This is a genomic window from Hymenobacter sp. UYP22 (assembly GCF_040547285.1).
Taxonomy (GTDB): domain Bacteria; phylum Bacteroidota; class Bacteroidia; order Cytophagales; family Hymenobacteraceae; genus Hymenobacter.
The window spans coordinates 120320-135816 of record NZ_JBEPPK010000001.1; the positions used below are offsets into that span (position 1 = coordinate 120320).

Here is a 15497-nt window from a genome sequence, read left to right on the forward strand (position 1 = left end):
CCGCCGGGCGGTGGCCATGCTGCAGCGGTTGTGCCCTGGCCCCGGAATGGGTTGTAAGTGCTTCCTTGCCGTTGAGTTCTCTGATTCCGCCTATGCTGCCCGCCTTCCGCCCCCTGCTGCTCACGTTCCTGCTGGCCTTGTTGCCGCTGCTGCTGGGCGTTGCCGTCAATTATACCGCCCCGCACCCGCCCACGGCCGCCCGGGTGGCAACCCGTTGCACCCGCTACTGCCACGACCACGCCTGCCCGCACGCCACGCCGGCCAACAGCCCGGCCTACTATCGGCTGCGCCCGCTCTACGAGCTCACCATCCGGGCGCTGGCGGCCGGTGGGGGCGGGGCCGCTTACGTGCTGGCCAACCTGCTCGTGTTTCTGGTCGTCATCCCGCTGCTACTGCTGCGCCTGACCTACGCCGTACTGCGCGACGCCCGCGCCATCTGCCGCCTGCAAACCCTGCCGGTACATGAGTAGCGCCGTCTTTACCCAACTGCTGCGCCTCGGCCGGCTGGCCTACTGGTACTGCGTCGATTTCATGGTGAATCTGGCCAATCTCAGCGGCACGAGCTACCCCGAAGCCAATACCTGGGTGCTGCTGCTGCTGATTCCGGGGCTATTGGCCTTGCTGCTGCTGGTGCGCCTCTGGCAGCGCCGCCGTCTGCTACGGCTGCGTCGTCAGATACCACTCATCTCCATATCATAAAGCAACACCCCGGCCCACCAAGTGAGCCGGGGTGTTGCTTTATGATATGGGGAGGCTCATCAGGCGGCCGAGGGCTCCACGGCACAGATCCGGCTATCCAGCGCCCCGGTGCTGTCCGTCAGGCCCTGGCCTTCCCAGATGCGCCGCATGGTCTGGTGCTGGAAGTCCTCCACGATCTTGGCGTAAATCAGCGTGGTTTTGATGTTGGCGTGCCCGAGGATCTTCTGCAGCACTTCCACCGGCATCCCCCGCAGCAGGCTCTGGGTGGCGAAGGTGTGCCGGGCCGTATGCATCGTTATCAGCTCGTACTTCGGCTGCTGGGTCTTGGAAACCCGCCCCTGCACGATTTCCACCACCTCCACCAGTCCCGTAACGCCTGCCAGCCGGCATACCCGCTTCAGATACCGGTTCATCACTTGGTTCTGATACACGGGCAGTAGCTTCGCCCGCTCGCCGGCGTATTTATCCAGAATCCCCCGGGCCGCCTCCGTGAGATAAATGCTCACCGGCCGCCGCGTCTTGCTTTGCGTGAGCCGCAGCACCTGCCCGCCGTCCCAGCCCGCCACGTTGCCGCCGTGCAGCTGATACACGTCGGAATAGCGCAGCCCGGTGTAGCAGCAGAACAGAAACACGTCCCGCACCGGTGCCAGGTTATCCGGCAGCACCGTCCGATACAGGCGGGCCAGCTCGTCGGCGGTCAGGTACACCTTGTCCACGTCCACCGGCACGGCTTTGAGGTGCTTCAGGTCCAGGCCAAGCGTATAGCCTCTTTCGTCCCGCAGGTGCCGGAGCAGGGCTTTCAGATTCTTTACCAGCGTGTACACCGAGTTCGGAGCAAGCTTGCGCTGGATGGTCAGGTAATGCAGCAGGGCATCATGGTCAGCCAGCGTATATGCTTCCACCAGCAGCCTGCGGCCCCGATACGCTTCAAAGTCCCGCAGCCAGTTGCGCGAAACCAGGTAATGCCGCAGCGTGTCGCGCATGTAGCCCCGGCCCCGCAGGACTTCCCGGAATTCCGTCATCAGCTCGATGAGGCGTTGTTCCAGCACCACGGGCGCCGGCGCGGGGTTTAGCGCCTCCTTTAAGGTGGCGGGGGTGGGCGTAATTCCGGCCGCCCGCTGCCGGCGGTGCGCCTCCACTAGGCGCGCCGCCATGGAGGCCAGCAGCTCATTGGCCTCCTGATAGCCGGGATAGGAGCGGCGGAACTGTTGGCGCTTGTCGTCCCACTGGCTGGGCAGGCACTTCTCGCCGCTGCTCAGGCGTAGTCGTTGGCCGCCCGTGCGCGCCAACAGGTACACGGCCGTAGGAGTAGCCGATTCAGGGTCCCGGAGGTAGAATTGGATCGTCATAGTGTGGCTGTTTTTGTGGCTTAAATCAGGGATTACACAGGCGTGGAAGCAGGATTGGGCCAAACGCAAAAAACCCGGAAACCCGCTTCTGTTGCCAGATATGCGGACTTCCGGGTTTGCCGGGATTAAATATGTGAGCCTCCAGTCGGAATCGAACCAACGACCTACTGATTACAAGTCAGTTGCTCTACCAGCTGAGCTATGGAGGCATTCAGGTGGCACAAAAGTAGAAGTTGGGGCTGAACGGGGCAAGTATTGCAGGGATAATTTATCGAAAAAAATAGTAACTGGCTGACGCTGCGGAAAATAAAAAAGGGCCTGTCAATTCACGACAGGCCCTTTTTTATAAAAACAGGATCATCTAGCTGCGCACGGCTCGAAGCTGGCGCTTTAGGCCATCAATGCGGGTTTGGGTTTCCGCAATTCGGCCTTGGTACTCCTCACGCAGTTGCCCGGCGTTTTTGGAGCGGGCAAAAAATTCCAGGTTAGTTTTCTGGGTGGAGATGTCGTTTTCCAGCTCATTAATCTCCCGGCGCAGCGCCTGCTCCTTCTTGTACAGTAACTGCTGGGCATCGGGCGAGGCCTTGAGCCGTTCAATTTGCAGGCTAAAGAGCAAGTCGGTGCGCTCCGGGTAGGTGAGGCCGGGTACCTGGTCCAGGTAGGAGGCCATTAGTTTCTGAAACTTCTCCTCGGCAGCCTGGCCGGCCCGGGCACCATCAAACGTGCGCCAGCCGTGCACATGTTCCCGGAAGCCCTCCAGCGTACCCGGCTGGTCGACCGAAAGAGCGGCTACGGCCTCGGCTACCTGGGTGAGATACTGGATTTGCTCCTGGCTGAGTTGGTGGGCGTGATGTTCGCGCTGGCGGGTTTCTTCTTTCTTCCGATCAAAAAAGGAGTCGCAGGCCGTGCGAAACCGGTTCCAGACTTTGTCCGACTGCTTTTCGGGAACCCGACCGATGAGCTTCCACTCCTTTTGCAGGCGAATAACCGTTTCCCGGGCTTCCTCCCAATCCGGGTTGATCAGGGCTGCCTCGGCCTGCTCACACAGGGTTACCTTACGTTTGAGGTTGCTATTCTTTTCCTCATCGAGGGCCTTGAAAAACTGATTTTTTTTCTGGAAGAAGCCCTTATAGGCACCCCAAAACTGCTTATTCAGCTGCTCGGCTTTGTCGCGGGGCACCAGGCCAGCGGCATCCCAGGCCTCTTTCAGCTTCTGCAGCTCGTCGGTTTTGGCCCGCCACTCATTCACTCGCTCCGTCTGGAAGTCGCCAAAAGGCCGCAACTGCTCCATAAGGGCTGTTTTACGCTCCAGATTGGCAGTTTCCTGCGTTTGGCGGGCCGAAAGGAAATCCTGCTTGCGGTTGTGAACCTGCTCCGAGGCCTGCAAAAAGCGTTGCCACAGCGTTTCGCGCTGTTCATTCGGCACCGGACCAATGTGCTTCCATTCCTCGTGCAGCTGGCGCAACTCCTGCAGCGCTTTGTTAATGCTGGACTGCTGACTCAGGGCCTCGGCCCGCCCAACCAGCGCCTCTTTGGCTTCCTGGTTGCGGCGGCGGTCCAGCTCTTTCATCTCGAAGAACAGGCCGCGGTTGTTGTAGTAGATGTCCAGTAGGGCGTGGTAGCTGTTCCACAACTCCTGGGCTTCCTTCTGGGGAACGGGGCCGGTAGCTTTCCAGTCGTTCTGCAGGGCTTTGATGCGGGCCGAGCTATCCTTGGTTTCGGCCGACTCTACCAGGGTGCGAAGCTGAGACAGCAGGTACTGCTTGTGAGCCAGGTTTTTGGCCCGTTGCTCATCCTCCGCCTTGGCGTCGCGGGCCCGACTCTCCCGGAAGGTCTGAACCGATTTGGTCAGCTCAGTGTAGCCAGCCGGACCAGCATAGGCAAACTCGTCGGCCTCACCGCCTTCGGTTTGAAAGCGTTGGCGGGCGGCGGTGCGCTCGGCCTGAATGCCGGCCTCGTATTGCCGGTGCAGATCCGTAATCTGTTTGCGGTTCTGACGGGCATCGGGGCGGTCAAGCAGGTGCTGCAGGTGCTGGGTCTGGCCCGGCAAATCCAGGGAGTTGAAGTCAACTGCCGGACTGTCCGCTACATATTCTTCCTCATCTTCTACGGCTGCCGCATCAGAGGAGGTGGGCAGGGAGGCAACGGCAGGGGCCTGCTCCAGAGCTTGCTCGATGGAGGCGGATGCAGCAAGGTCAACAACCGGGGCAACGTGCGGGGCATCCTCCTCGTGCGAGGTAGTGGCCGGCAGCCCAGTACCTGCTGCCTGTGATGTCGGCGGAGTAGTGAAGCTGGACGCCTCATGAGCACCTGCTACGTGCTCGGTGGCAGGAGTGGCTACGGGGGTGGGCTGAGTTTCGGCGGGGGTAGTGGTGCCGTAGTGGGCAACGGCCCGGGCTTCACCGGCTGAATGTACTTCCGGAGCCGATTCCGGGGCGGAAACGTGGGTTGCCGACTCGGCGGTGGCGGCCACTTCCGGCGAGGAGCCAGCCGCTGCCCCAGTAGTACCGGCTGCTACGGGCTGGGCTGATGAAGGCTCCGTGCCCTGCTCCGGTTCAGCGTCCGTGGTGGGGCCGGTTTGCTGGGAGCGTATTTCGGCCAGGCGACGTTCCAGAATGCGTTGCGGCGACTCGGCATCGTTGGCCGGGTTAGTGGGGGCGGGGGTATCTTGGTCAGGTAGCATACGAATCAAAAGGAAGGCCCGGGTACTGGCCGGGCAGGTGGTGAGGCGTTAATTCAGGCGGGGGTCGGTGGGGTAGTTGGACAGCATGCGGAAGCGCCCGCCTTTTTCCCGTAAAATCGACTGCCAAAAGGCATCGGTGGTCAAAGTAAATACTTTCGCGGCAGCATTAGGATGCACAATCCAGACATTTTCCTGCACTTCGGCCGCCAACTGCCCGGCCGTCCAGCCCGAGTAGCCCACATACAGGCGCACATCCTCGGCGCTAGTTGTGCCAGATATCAACTGATCCAGTAGCTGGCCAAAATCCCCACCCCAGTACACGTCGTCACCCAGGGTCTGGGCCTGCGCAAGGTCGGAATAGCGGTGCAGATAATGCAGGGTGTCGGGCTGCACGGGGCCGCCGATACCCAGCGGAATGCTGGCCGCTGGTAGGGCGGAGCCGCCGGGCAACTCCAGCACGTCGCCCAGCTGCAGGGTGGCTGGGCGGTTCAGCACCAGTCCAAATGAGCCCTCCTCGGAGTGGCTGCACAGCAGTACAACGGTACGCTCAAAGTTGGGGTCACCCAAGAAAGGCTGGGAAATCAGCAGACTACCAGGTTGAAGGCGTGGCATTGGAAGTCAGGTGTACGTGGAATAACACGGGTGAGTGGGAGAAGTAAGTACGGAAAAGATTTGCAGAGGCCCTGGCCCCTGCGCTGGTACTCCTGAGGGGAGTACGATGGCCAGGGGGCTGCGGGTTCCCCCTGGCCGCATCATTTGTGCTACCTTGCAGCCGAATTCGGGCGGCTACAGGTGCTTTCCTGGGCCACTTTCCGGGTTTGGCTACTCACTTTTACCTGTTCCACCCCGCTCCATGACTGACCAGCAACTGGCTGACCTGCGCCAGACCTACTCCCGCCAGACGCTCACGGAAGCCGACGTGCAGATGGAGGCCGTCGTACAATTTCGGGCCTGGCTGGAGGAGGCCATTGCCGCCCGCGTGGAGGAGCCCTCGGCCATGACCCTGGCCACCGTGAACGAGGCCGGGCAGCCCGCCGCCCGGGTGGTGCTGCTTAAGGGGCTGCCCCAGGATGAAGGCTTTCTGTTCTTTACGAATTATGAGTCGCGCAAAGGCCAGGAGCTAGCTACTAGCCCGCTGGCAGCCCTCACGTTTTTCTGGCCCGCCCTGGAGCGGCAGGTGCGGGTGGAAGGCCGGGTAGAAAAAGCCCCGGAAACGGTATCGACCGAGTACTTCCAGAGCCGCCCGCGCAGCAGCCAGATTGGAGCCTGGGCTTCCCCCCAAAGTCAGCCCATCCGCACGCGCGAGGAGTTGGAGGAGCGGGAGCAAGAGGTAGCGGCTCGCTTTGCCGGCCAGGAGCAGCTGCCCCGCCCCGACAATTGGGGGGGCTACCTGCTGCGCCCGCAGCGTATCGAGTTCTGGCAGGGCCGCCCGTCCCGCCTCCACGACCGGCTGGTGTACGAGCGTCATCCCGGGGGCTGGAAAATCAGCCGCCTGGCTCCGTGAGAAAAATAAAAAGTGAACAGTAAAAGCGGGCAGGCGGAACGCTGCCGGCCGTCAAGAAAGAGGTAGAAAAGACTGGGCTGGAGTATAAGAAATCAGCACTTTGACTTTTTACCTTTTCTCTTTTAACTCTCCCTTTCCCCTTGGCTGAAATTCAACCCCTCCGTGGCTGGCGCTATGCTCCTGAGCTAAGCCAGCAGATAGATGCCTACGTGTCGCCGCTGTTTGATGTGGTATCGGTAAAGCAGCGGGAGGCGCTCTACCGCAATCCGCTTAACAGTATTCACCTGTCGGTGCCCCGGGGCGACGACCCGGCCGGGGAGGCGCAGCTGCGGCTGCAGCAGTGGCAGCAGCAGGGCATCCTGCGCCAGGATGAGCTGCCCGGCATCTACGTGTATTACCAGTATTTTCGGCTGGCGGGCAGCGCGCGGGAATATTGCCGCAAGGGGTTCATGTGCCATATCCGGGCCTACGACTGGAATGAGGAGGTGGTGCTGCGCCACGAGAATACGCTGCCCGCCGCCGTTAACGACCGGGCGGAGCTGCTGGCCCGTACCCAGTTCCAGACCAGCGCCACCCACGGCCTCTACCGCGACGAGGATTTTGAGTTGGAGCGCTACCTGGACGAGGCCATGCTGAACCCGCTCTACCAAACCGAGGAAGATTACCAGGGCGCCCGCGACGTGCTGGCCGTCATTCAGGATGCGCGCATCATCCGGCGGTTTCAGCAGGTGCTGGCCCAGCGGCAGGTGATTCTGGCCGATGGGCACCACCGCTACGAGGGCTCCTTGGCCTACCGCCGGGCCCGGCAGCAGGCGGCCGGGGCGGCCTACACCGGCCGGGAAGCCTGGAACTACCACCTGATGTACCTGACCAACGCCGCCGCCGATGACCTGCGGATTCTGCCCACGCACCGGCTGCTGCTGGAGCTGCCCGGCGGCCTTACTGAGGCGGAGCTGCTGGCCCGGCTGGCTCCTTACTTCACGGTGCTGCCCCTGGACGACCCCTACGACCTGCCCGAACGCATTGCCGGCAAGCCCTGGGCCTTTGGGCTCTACCTGGGCGAGGGCCACGTGTACAAAATCCGGCTGCGGCCCGAGGTACACCCGCAGTTAGACTGGGATACTACCTCCGAGGTTAAGGCGTTGGATTTGACGGTGCTGCATTACTTCGTGCTGGAAAAAGCCCTGGGCATTGTGGGGCCGGAGGCGCAGCGGCAGTGGACGGGGGTGGCCTACGTGCGCAACTTTCCCGAGTGCCTGACCCGCGTTGACCGGGGCGAGGCCCGGGCCGCTTTTATTACCAACGAGGTAACCATGGCGGAAGTAGAACGGGTATGCCACTCCGGGGCCGTTATGCCGCCTAAGTCCACGTTTTTCTATCCCAAAACCATTGGCGGATTTCTGTTCAGCAGCATTCAGGACGCCGAAGCCAACTCGCCCTTCTACGCCGCTTTTCATGGCTAATTCCCCCACGGTACCCCGCCTGATTCTGGCCTCCAACTCCCCCCGCCGCCGCCAACTGCTTTCCGAGCTGGGGCTGCACTACGAAATCCGCCTGCGGGAAGTGGAGGAAAACTTTCCGCCCCACCTGGTGCGGGCCGAGGTGGCCGAGTATCTGGCCGCGCACAAAGCCGCCGCCTACGCCCCCGACCTGGCCCCACAGGAATTGGTTATCACAGCCGATACCATCGTGTGCCTGGATGAGGACGTGCTGAACAAGCCCGCCGATGAGGCCGAGGCCGTACAAATGCTGCTGCGGCTGCAGGGCCGCGCCCACGACGTGTATACCGGCGTGTGCCTGCTGCACGGCGACGGGCGGCAAGTAGTTTTCTCTGATCAGACCCGGGTACACTTCCGCCCTCTGATGCTAGCCGAAATCGAGCACTATGTGCGCCAGTACCGGCCCCTGGACAAAGCCGGTGCCTACGGCGCCCAGGACTGGATTGGGATGGTGGCCGTAACCCGCCTGGAAGGGTCGTACTTCAACGTGATGGGTCTGCCCGTGCACCGGGTGTGGGAGGAACTGGTGAAGCTGGGAGCCGTGGGCGTATAAGCAGCCGCTGGTTGCGTTGCTTCAGAAGATAGTCAGGGGCAGCTCCGGCAAGGGTTGGTTGGGGCGGGCGTAGCCGTAGCGGGCCACGGGCGAAGCCTGGTAGTAGGTATCGAGGCCGCTGAGAGCTACGGTGCCGGCGGCCGCCAGGTCCAGGGAGCCATCGGGGCGGAGCACCCCGGTGTCGGGCAAATACAGGTGTTCCACCGACCCAATCAGCAAGACGGTGCCGTTAATTTCCAGAGGTACCTCCTGCACCAGCCGCAGCCCGATCCGCAAGTGGCTTTCCTGCACGTACGGGGCCGCGAAATCATCGGCATACTGCGGGGTAAGCCCGCAAGCATCAAACTCTGACACTTCCCGGGGAAAGTTGGCGGAGGTGAGGTGGGCGGCCCGGGCAATACCCTCATGCACGTGGTTCAGGGTGTAGCAGCCCGTAGCGCGGATATTGTCGTAGGAGTGACGCTCCACGGTGGGTGGGCGCATTACCAGCCCTAGTAAGGCCGGACTGGAGCCGAGGTGTACTACCGAGCTGATGATGGCCAGGTTGGTGCGGCCCTGGGCGTCGGCCGTGCCCAGTAGGTTAGCCGGCTTGAAGCCCGTTATGGCGTTAATCAAGTTTAGCCGGTACACTTTCTCCAACTCGGGGAGGTCAGCGGCGCTGAAATAGGGCATACAACAGGGTGTTGGGAGTAGGTTGCCCTTATAACCTGTATGCCCAGACTACTGTTTGCAAGGGTAGGTAAAGCAGCTAAGATACCAAGTGCCTTGTCAGTTGTTAAGCCTATTGTTTTGTAACTTTATTTTATTTGTAATTGACGTGTAAATAAAAACACACAGCAGGCAGCGTATTTTAAATAAAATACGCTGCCTGCTGTGTAAGAATACAGTTGCCAAAAGTATTAGGGCATCAGCACTTTATCAATTACGTGAATTACGCCGTTGCTCTGGATTACGTCGTAGGTAGAAATAGTGGAAATATTTCCTTTTTCATCTACCAGTACTACGTTTTTCGGCCCGTTCATCATGGCTTTCAGTGTGCCGCCGCTTACCGTTTTAAGGGTAGCCGTGCCTTTGCCCGCTTTGATAGCCGCCATGATCTTGTCGGCCGTCATGTTGCCGGCTACCACGTGGTAGGTCAGGATTTTGGTCAGTGTGGCCTTGTTCTCGGGCTTGATCAGAGTTTCCACGGTGCCGGCGGGCAGGGCGGTGAAGGCGGCATTGGTGGGCGCAAATACCGTGAAAGGCCCTTTACCTTGCAGCGTTTCCACCAGACCAGCGGCCTTTACGGCGGCTACCAGAGTGGTATGATCTTTCGAGTTTACGGCGTTTTCAACAATGTTCTTGTTGGGGTACATAGCTTCACCACCCACCGAAACGGTGCCGGGCGTAAGTTTAGCTTGGGCAGTAGCGGAGGTAGCAGCAGCTGAGCCCATGAGGGCTACCAGGGCGAGAGAAAGCAGGTGCTTTTTCATGAGGAGAGAGGCAAATAAGTTGTTGGTGGAACTATTTGCCGTCATCTACGCCACTATTGCTTTACCCGGATTTACTCCGGCTAAAAATAAATGCCTGCGTTAGAAAATCAAATCTAAAATGTGCTAAAAATCGGCTAGTTATTAGCGGTTTGCGCACTTTATAGTCTGCTTATTATTTTTGTAATGCAAGCTGTATGGCGGCATCCTGGTGATAAATATCCGGCAGAAAAACCAGCTTGCCTTTATCCGTTTCGCAGGTGTAATACCGCAGGTAAATTGGCAGGCTCCGCTGCAGGTCGAAGCGCTGCTTATCGTGGCTCCGCACGCTCTGGTACAGGGCCGTGAGTTCTTTGGCCCTTCCTTCCCGGCGCAGCAGATACTCGGCTAGCTCCAAGGGCTTTTCCACGCGCACGCAACCGTGGCTGAGGGCTCTGTCGGGGCGGGTAAAAGCGCTGCGGGCCGGCGTATCGTGCAGGAACACAGTTTGCTGGTTAGGAAAGTAAAACACCACGTTGCCGAGGGCATTGAAAGCACCGGCCCGCTGCCGGATGGTATAGGGAAACTTGCCGGGCGTTACTTTCTGCCAATTTACCCGCCAGGGGTTTTGCAAACGGCCCCGCCAGTCGTATAACCGGTAGTGGTGGTCATACAGGAAGCCGGGGTCCTGCTGCAGCTCCGGCAGAAACTCCTGCACGGCAATACTATAAGGCACCCGCCATTCCGGGGCCGTCACAAACACTACAATGCGGCCGCTGAGCACCGGGGTTGGCCACTCCGGTTTGCCCACCACCACGCGGTGGGTGCGCACCACCTGCCCGTTGCGCACCAGCTGCAGGCGGTAGGCCGGAATATTTACTACCGCGTACTCCGAGTCGACGGGGGCTTCCCAGCGCAGGCGCTCCAGGTTCACGGCCACCCGCCCAAATCCGGCCACAGTGTCCTGCATGAGCCGTACCGAATCTGCTGCGGAGGTCTGTAGTGCCCGGGCCCAGGCTGCCTGCAGCAACTGGTAACCTCGGGTGGCCGGCTGCAGCTGCTGCACGGCGGCCGGTAGGCTAGGGGCCTGGAGCACCGCATCCAGCTGTTCTGCCAGGCGGGTGCTGCGGGCACTGTCGGGCGGAGGGGACAGGGCGGTGGTATGGGGGGTAAGCCGGCCCAGTTGTACATGCTGCAGGTACTGCAGCAGCGCATCCGTCAGGCGCAGCTCGGCGAGGGCCAGCAGTTGGCTCCGGCTCCGGGCGCGGGTTAACTGCAAAGAGTCGGGCAGGGCCCGCAAGGAACCCCAGGCGTAGTGGTTGCGGTTCAGGCCCATTTCGGCGGCGCGGCCCAGCACTGCCAGGGCCCGCTGGGCCGGCTCGTTCCAGCCGGCTTCCTGGATCCAGTGGGCCGCGTACTCGTGCCGGGCATAGAAGGCCTGCACCGCCGTACCGTTGCGCAGGCCCAGGGCGGCGTAAGTCGCCGTAGCACCCCGGGCCTCGGTATTGAGCAGGGCGCGTAAGGAGGCCTTTGCCGCAGATAGCTCGGCGCGGGCAGTTTCTTCATCATATTCTCCCGGGGCCGGATGAGCCAGCAGGGAAAATGCGCAGCCAATGAAGAAAATCAGAAAAATGGCAGACCGCACGGTGCTTCTTACCCTAGCCATATAGTACGTGGTCAGAAGGTGACGGAAAAGCGGACAGTAGGTGTTTAGAGCATAGGCAGAGTAGAGGAACGGTAGGGCAGTGGCAGAGTTTAGCAGACTGACTCTCTCCTTGATTTAAGCTAAGTAAAAAACAGGAATTATCCTATAGTGTGCCCTAATTTCAAGGGTGTCCGGGACTCGTTAAGCGTGGGCCAGGCTGGCCGGTAAGAAAAAGCGAGTAGGGTAAGGGGCTGACTACTTGCACCGACTGGGGCAGTTGCCCTGCAGGCCGGCAAGTGGGCCGAATGGGTACCGCGCCGGCGTGCTACTTTTGGTTTCTTGCTTTATTGAACCCAACACCTACCATGACTCTTACCCCCACAACCCCGGCCGCGCTGGTCGACCGTACGGCCGCATATATCCGGGAAAAATTCCTGCACGAAGGCTCCGGCCACGATTGGGAGCACATCCGCCGGGTGTGGCAGGTGGCCCGGGGGCTGGCCCAACACACGCCCGGGGCCGACCTGCTCATCACCGAACTGGGCGCTTTGCTGCACGACGTGGCCGACTGGAAATTTCACGGTGGCGACGAGGAGGCCGGCCCCTGGGCGGCCCGGCAGTGGCTGCAAAGCCAGCAGGCTCCGGAAGAGGTGATTCAGCGGGTAGAGGCCATTATCCGGGAAATCAGCTTCAAGGGCCTGGGGGTGGCCACGCCCATGAGTTCCGTGGAAGGGGAGCTGGTGCAGGATGCCGACCGCCTGGATGCTATTGGAGCCATCGGTGTGGCCCGGGCCTTTGCCTACGGGGGCCACAAGGGCCGCCCCCTGCACGATGCGTCCGTGGCGCCAGTGCAGCACGCCACCTTTGAGAGTTACAAGCAGAATACCGCGCCCACCATCAACCACTTCTACGAGAAGCTGCTGCACCTGCGTGAGCGGCTCAACACGCCCGCGGCCCGGCGCGTGGCCGAGGAGCGCCACGCCTTCATGGAGCAGTTCGTGGCCCAGTTCCTGCGGGAGTGGGAAGGCCAGGATCTAGCCCAGTCCTAATGCCTATCTTTCGCCATGCGTTTTATACTTTCCTTCTCCCGGTTTTTTCCTCGGTTTTTCCTGCCCCTGCTGGTGCTCGCCCTGCTGGCGTCCTGCCGCACCTGCCCCATGCCGTCCTGCCACACCCGCAAGGTGCATTTGCACGGCGGCACCAAGTACCGGGGGCAGCCCTGGTTCAAGAAACAGAACCCCGCCATCGGCGAAAAAATCAAGGTGCACAAGCAGGAAACCGGCAAGCATAACAACGACCGGAGCAAGACCCTGAAATAGCCCGCAAATCGGGCTTCTGGCTAGGTAAAGCGCGGTTTTTTGCCTATCTTGCACGCTTAACGAAGTTCACTCTCACGGGCCTGGTAGCTCCTTTTTCGGAGCCGCTGCGGCCGACTACATTCTCCCTATGGCGGAAGGCGAAAAGATCATTCCGATAAACATTGAAGACGAGATGCGTGGGGCCTACATCGACTACTCGATGTCGGTTATCATCTCCCGGGCCCTGCCCGACGTGCGCGACGGCCTTAAACCCGTGCACCGACGCGTGCTCTACGGCATGTCGGAGCTGGGCGTATCCTACAACAAGTCCTATAAGAAGAGCGCCCGTATCGTGGGTGAGGTGCTCGGTAAGTACCACCCCCACGGCGACTCCTCCGTCTACGACACCATGGTGCGGATGGCCCAGGAGTGGAGCCTGCGCTACCCCTTGGTAGATGGGCAGGGTAACTTCGGGAGCATCGACGGCGACTCGCCGGCCGCTATGCGCTACACCGAAGCCCGCCTCAAGCGCCTCTCCGACGAGATGCTGGGCGACCTGGACAAGGAAACCGTGGATTTCCAGCCTAACTTCGATGACTCCCTGGAGGAGCCGTCGGTGATGCCGGCTAAATTCCCCAACCTGCTCGTGAACGGCACCACCGGTATTGCCGTGGGTATGGCCACCAACATGGCCCCGCATAACCTCACGGAGGTAGTAGACGGCATTACGGCCTACCTCTCGAACCCCGACATTACCATTGCCGAGCTGATGGAGCACGTAACGGCTCCCGACTTTCCCACCGGCGGTATCATCTACGGCTACGAGGGCGTAAAGCAGGCCTTTGAAACCGGCCGGGGCCGGGTGGTGATGCGGGCCAAAGCCCACTTCGAAACCACCGCCTCTGGCAAGGAGCAGATTGTCGTGACCGAAATTCCCTACATGGTGAATAAGGCCTCGATGATTGAGAAAACCGCCGGCCTCATCAACGAGAAGAAAATCGAGGGCATTGCCGATCTGCGCGACGAGTCGGACCGGGACGGTATGCGCATCGTCTACGACCTGAAGCGGGACGCCATGCCCACGGTGGTCCTGAACAACCTGTTCAAGTACACCCAGCTGCAGTCTTCTTTCGGTGTGAATAACGTGGCCCTGGTGAAAGGCCGCCCCATGACGCTCAACCTCAAGGACCTGATCCACTACTTTGTGGAGCACCGGGCCGATGTGGTGGTGCGCCGTACCCGCTACGAGCTGGCCGAAGCCCAGAAGCGGGCCCACATCCTGGAAGGTCTGCTCATTGCCCTCGACCACCTCGACGAGGTAATTGCCCTGATCCGTGGTTCCCGGGACGGGGACGCGGCCCGGGCCCAGCTCATTGAGCGGTTCTCGCTGAGTGAGGTGCAGGCTCGTGCCATTCTGGATATGCGTCTGCAGCGCCTCACCGGGCTGGAGCGTGATAAGCTGGTGCAGGAATACAACGAGCTGATGGCCCTGATTGACCATCTGAAAGCCGTGCTGGCCTCCGATGACATGCAGCGCGACATCATCCGCCAGGAACTCGTGGACATTCGGGAGCGGTACGGCGACGCCCGCCGCACCAGCATTGAGTACGCCGGCGGCGACTTCTCCATGGAGGACATGATTGCCGACGAGAGCATGGTCATTACCATCTCCCGCGAAGGCTACATCAAGCGCACCCCCCTGGACGAGTACCGGGCCCAGGGCCGGGGCGGCGTAGGTGTACGGGGCGCTACCTCCAAGCAGGATGACTTTACCGAGCACCTGTTTGTGGCTACCACCCACGAGTACCTGCTGTTCTTTACCGAAGCTGGCCGCGTGTTCTGGCTGAAAGTATATGAAGTGCCGGAAGGAGGGAAGGCCACCAAAGGCCGGCCCATCCAGAATCTGATTGAAATTCCCCGTGAAGACAACGTGCGTTCCGTCCTGAACGTGCGCGGCCTGCGCGACCCAGACTACTTGGACAACACCTTCCTGATGTTCTGCACCGAGCAGGGCACCGTGAAGAAAACCCCGCTGGAAGCGTACTCGCGGCCCCGTACCGCCGGTATCAACGCCATTACCATCAACGAAGGCGACCGGCTGCTGGACGTGCAGTTGCTCAACGGTAACTCGGAGGTGGTGCTGGCCCTGCGCTCGGGTCGGGCGGTACGTTTCCCCGAGGAGAAAGTACGCTCCATGGGCCGCACGGCCGCCGGGGTGCGCGGCATCACCTTGTCGGAGGAAATGGCCGACGACCAAGTGGTGGGCATGGTCTGTATTGATAAAGATAGCCAGGATGAGCTGCTGGTGGTTTCCGAAAACGGGTACGGTAAGCGGAGTCCCTTGGAGGAATACCGCATCACCAACCGCGGCGGTAAAGGCGTGCGCGCCATGAAGCTGACCGATAAAACCGGGCAGCTGGTGACCATCAAGGCCGTGAATGATACCGATGACTTGATGATTATCAACAAATCGGGTATTACCATTCGCCTGCGCATGAGTGATTTGCGCAGCATCGGCCGGGCCACGCAAGGCGTGCGGCTCCTCAAAATCAGCCAGGGCGACGAAATTTCCTCGGTGGCCAAAGTGGCGGCCGAGGAAAAAGACCCGGACGCGGAAACGGACCTGTTTGCCGCCGCCGAGCCCAACGGCACCGGAGCAGACGGGGAGGGGCTCGGTAATTCGCCGGACCCGGACCTGACGGACCTCACGGACCCGGATTTCATCAGCGCTAATTAACTTGCAGCGGCAGAACTCGGCAACGGGTTCTGCCGTTTGTCTTGCAACTCCTTTCATTTTACCTGTAATTCTTCAGCAAAAC

14 protein-coding genes and 1 tRNA gene are annotated in these 15497 nt (G+C 60.8%); 8 read left to right on the top strand and 7 right to left on the bottom strand.

All coding sequences use genetic code 11. The features are described from left to right. The first annotated feature begins 92 nt into the window (after positions 1 to 92). Entirely contained in the window at positions 93 to 470 is a 378-nt protein-coding gene (locus tag ABIB60_RS00590) for a hypothetical protein (protein ID WP_354576995.1), read from the top strand. Beyond that, the gene (locus ABIB60_RS00595) at positions 463 to 699 is read left to right on the top strand and encodes a hypothetical protein (RefSeq protein ID WP_354576996.1); all 237 of its coding nucleotides are present in this window, start codon (positions 463 to 465) and stop codon (positions 697 to 699) included. The genes ABIB60_RS00590 and ABIB60_RS00595 overlap by 8 nt, the downstream gene beginning before the upstream one ends. A 59-nt stretch (positions 700 to 758) precedes the next feature. On the opposite strand, the gene ABIB60_RS00600 is transcribed toward ABIB60_RS00595, so the two are convergent. The 4 genes from ABIB60_RS00600 to ABIB60_RS00615 form a co-directional block, all read right to left on the bottom strand. After that, the gene (locus ABIB60_RS00600; RefSeq protein WP_354576997.1) at positions 759 to 2048 is read right to left on the bottom strand and encodes a tyrosine-type recombinase/integrase; all 1290 of its coding nucleotides are present in this window, start codon (positions 2046 to 2048) and stop codon (positions 759 to 761) included. 136 nt (positions 2049 to 2184) lie between these two features. Next, positions 2185 to 2257, bottom strand: a tRNA-Thr gene (locus ABIB60_RS00605). A gap of 152 nt (positions 2258 to 2409) precedes the next feature. Continuing rightward, positions 2410 to 4731, bottom strand: a complete 2322-nt coding sequence (locus ABIB60_RS00610; protein WP_354576998.1) for a DUF349 domain-containing protein — start codon at positions 4729 to 4731, stop codon at positions 2410 to 2412. A 48-nt stretch (positions 4732 to 4779) separates the two neighbouring features. Continuing rightward, on the bottom strand, positions 4780 to 5343 hold the full coding sequence (locus ABIB60_RS00615; RefSeq protein WP_354576999.1) for a YqgE/AlgH family protein: 564 nt from the start codon (positions 5341 to 5343) through the stop codon (positions 4780 to 4782). A 241-nt stretch (positions 5344 to 5584) separates the two neighbouring features. On the opposite strand from ABIB60_RS00615, the gene pdxH reads away from it, so the two are divergent. The 3 genes from pdxH to ABIB60_RS00630 all read left to right on the top strand — a co-directional run bounded on the left by pdxH (position 5585) and on the right by ABIB60_RS00630 (position 8287). Beyond that, entirely contained in the window at positions 5585 to 6235 is a 651-nt protein-coding gene (gene pdxH, locus ABIB60_RS00620; RefSeq protein WP_354577000.1) for a pyridoxamine 5'-phosphate oxidase, read from the top strand. A gap of 140 nt (positions 6236 to 6375) precedes the next feature. Beyond that, positions 6376 to 7698 carry a DUF1015 domain-containing protein gene (locus ABIB60_RS00625; protein WP_354577001.1) on the top strand — a complete coding sequence of 441 codons (1323 nt, stop codon included), beginning with the start codon at positions 6376 to 6378 and terminating at the stop codon, positions 7696 to 7698. Beyond that, a complete protein-coding gene (locus tag ABIB60_RS00630; protein WP_354577002.1) occupies positions 7691 to 8287 on the top strand; it encodes a Maf family nucleotide pyrophosphatase in 597 nt (198 codons plus the stop codon). The genes ABIB60_RS00625 and ABIB60_RS00630 overlap by 8 nt, the downstream gene beginning before the upstream one ends. Before the next feature lie 21 nt (positions 8288 to 8308). On the opposite strand, the gene ABIB60_RS00635 is transcribed toward ABIB60_RS00630, so the two are convergent. From ABIB60_RS00635 to ABIB60_RS00645, 3 genes are all read right to left on the bottom strand, one after another. Beyond that, positions 8309 to 8959 (bottom strand): flavin reductase family protein, encoded by a 651-nt coding sequence (locus tag ABIB60_RS00635; protein WP_354577003.1) that lies wholly within the window; start codon positions 8957 to 8959, stop codon positions 8309 to 8311. 227 nt (positions 8960 to 9186) lie between these two features. Beyond that, the gene (locus ABIB60_RS00640) at positions 9187 to 9759 is read right to left on the bottom strand and encodes a fasciclin domain-containing protein (protein WP_354577004.1); all 573 of its coding nucleotides are present in this window, start codon (positions 9757 to 9759) and stop codon (positions 9187 to 9189) included. 172 nt (positions 9760 to 9931) lie between these two features. Then, entirely contained in the window at positions 9932 to 11380 is a 1449-nt protein-coding gene (locus tag ABIB60_RS00645) for a L,D-transpeptidase family protein (RefSeq protein WP_354577005.1), read from the bottom strand. Positions 11381 to 11745: 365 nt separating this feature from the next. Between ABIB60_RS00645 and ABIB60_RS00650 the strand changes: the two genes are divergently transcribed. From ABIB60_RS00650 to gyrA, 3 genes are all read left to right on the top strand, one after another. Next, positions 11746 to 12429: an HD domain-containing protein gene (locus ABIB60_RS00650; protein WP_354577006.1), complete on the top strand. Its 684-nt coding sequence runs from the start codon at positions 11746 to 11748 to the stop codon at positions 12427 to 12429. Between the two features lie 15 nt (positions 12430 to 12444). Continuing rightward, a complete protein-coding gene (locus ABIB60_RS00655) occupies positions 12445 to 12699 on the top strand; it encodes a hypothetical protein (protein WP_354577007.1) in 255 nt (84 codons plus the stop codon). A 127-nt stretch (positions 12700 to 12826) separates the two neighbouring features. Next, positions 12827 to 15415: a DNA gyrase subunit A gene (gyrA, locus tag ABIB60_RS00660; protein WP_354577008.1), complete on the top strand. Its 2589-nt coding sequence runs from the start codon at positions 12827 to 12829 to the stop codon at positions 15413 to 15415. The last annotated feature ends 82 nt before the right edge of the window (positions 15416 to 15497 follow it).

Bases quoted from the DNA above. Each gene is read 5' to 3' on its own strand.
- ABIB60_RS00590 (WP_354576995.1), top strand. From the start codon at position 93: ATGCTGCCCGCCTTCCGCCCCCTGCTGCTCACGTTCCTGCTGGCCTTG.
- ABIB60_RS00595 (WP_354576996.1), top strand. From the start codon at position 463: ATGAGTAGCGCCGTCTTTACCCAACTGCTGCGCCTCGGCCGGCTGGCC.
- ABIB60_RS00600 (WP_354576997.1), bottom strand. From the start codon at position 2,048: ATGACGATCCAATTCTACCTCCGGGACCCTGAATCGGCTACTCCTACG.
- ABIB60_RS00610 (WP_354576998.1), bottom strand. From the start codon at position 4,731: ATGCTACCTGACCAAGATACCCCCGCCCCCACTAACCCGGCCAACGAT.
- ABIB60_RS00615 (WP_354576999.1), bottom strand. From the start codon at position 5,343: ATGCCACGCCTTCAACCTGGTAGTCTGCTGATTTCCCAGCCTTTCTTG.
- pdxH (WP_354577000.1), top strand. From the start codon at position 5,585: ATGACTGACCAGCAACTGGCTGACCTGCGCCAGACCTACTCCCGCCAG.
- ABIB60_RS00630 (WP_354577002.1), top strand. From the start codon at position 7,691: ATGGCTAATTCCCCCACGGTACCCCGCCTGATTCTGGCCTCCAACTCC.
- ABIB60_RS00635 (WP_354577003.1), bottom strand. From the start codon at position 8,959: ATGCCCTATTTCAGCGCCGCTGACCTCCCCGAGTTGGAGAAAGTGTAC.
- ABIB60_RS00640 (WP_354577004.1), bottom strand. From the start codon at position 9,759: ATGAAAAAGCACCTGCTTTCTCTCGCCCTGGTAGCCCTCATGGGCTCA.
- ABIB60_RS00650 (WP_354577006.1), top strand. From the start codon at position 11,746: ATGACTCTTACCCCCACAACCCCGGCCGCGCTGGTCGACCGTACGGCC.
- ABIB60_RS00655 (WP_354577007.1), top strand. From the start codon at position 12,445: ATGCGTTTTATACTTTCCTTCTCCCGGTTTTTTCCTCGGTTTTTCCTG.
- gyrA (WP_354577008.1), top strand. From the start codon at position 12,827: ATGGCGGAAGGCGAAAAGATCATTCCGATAAACATTGAAGACGAGATG.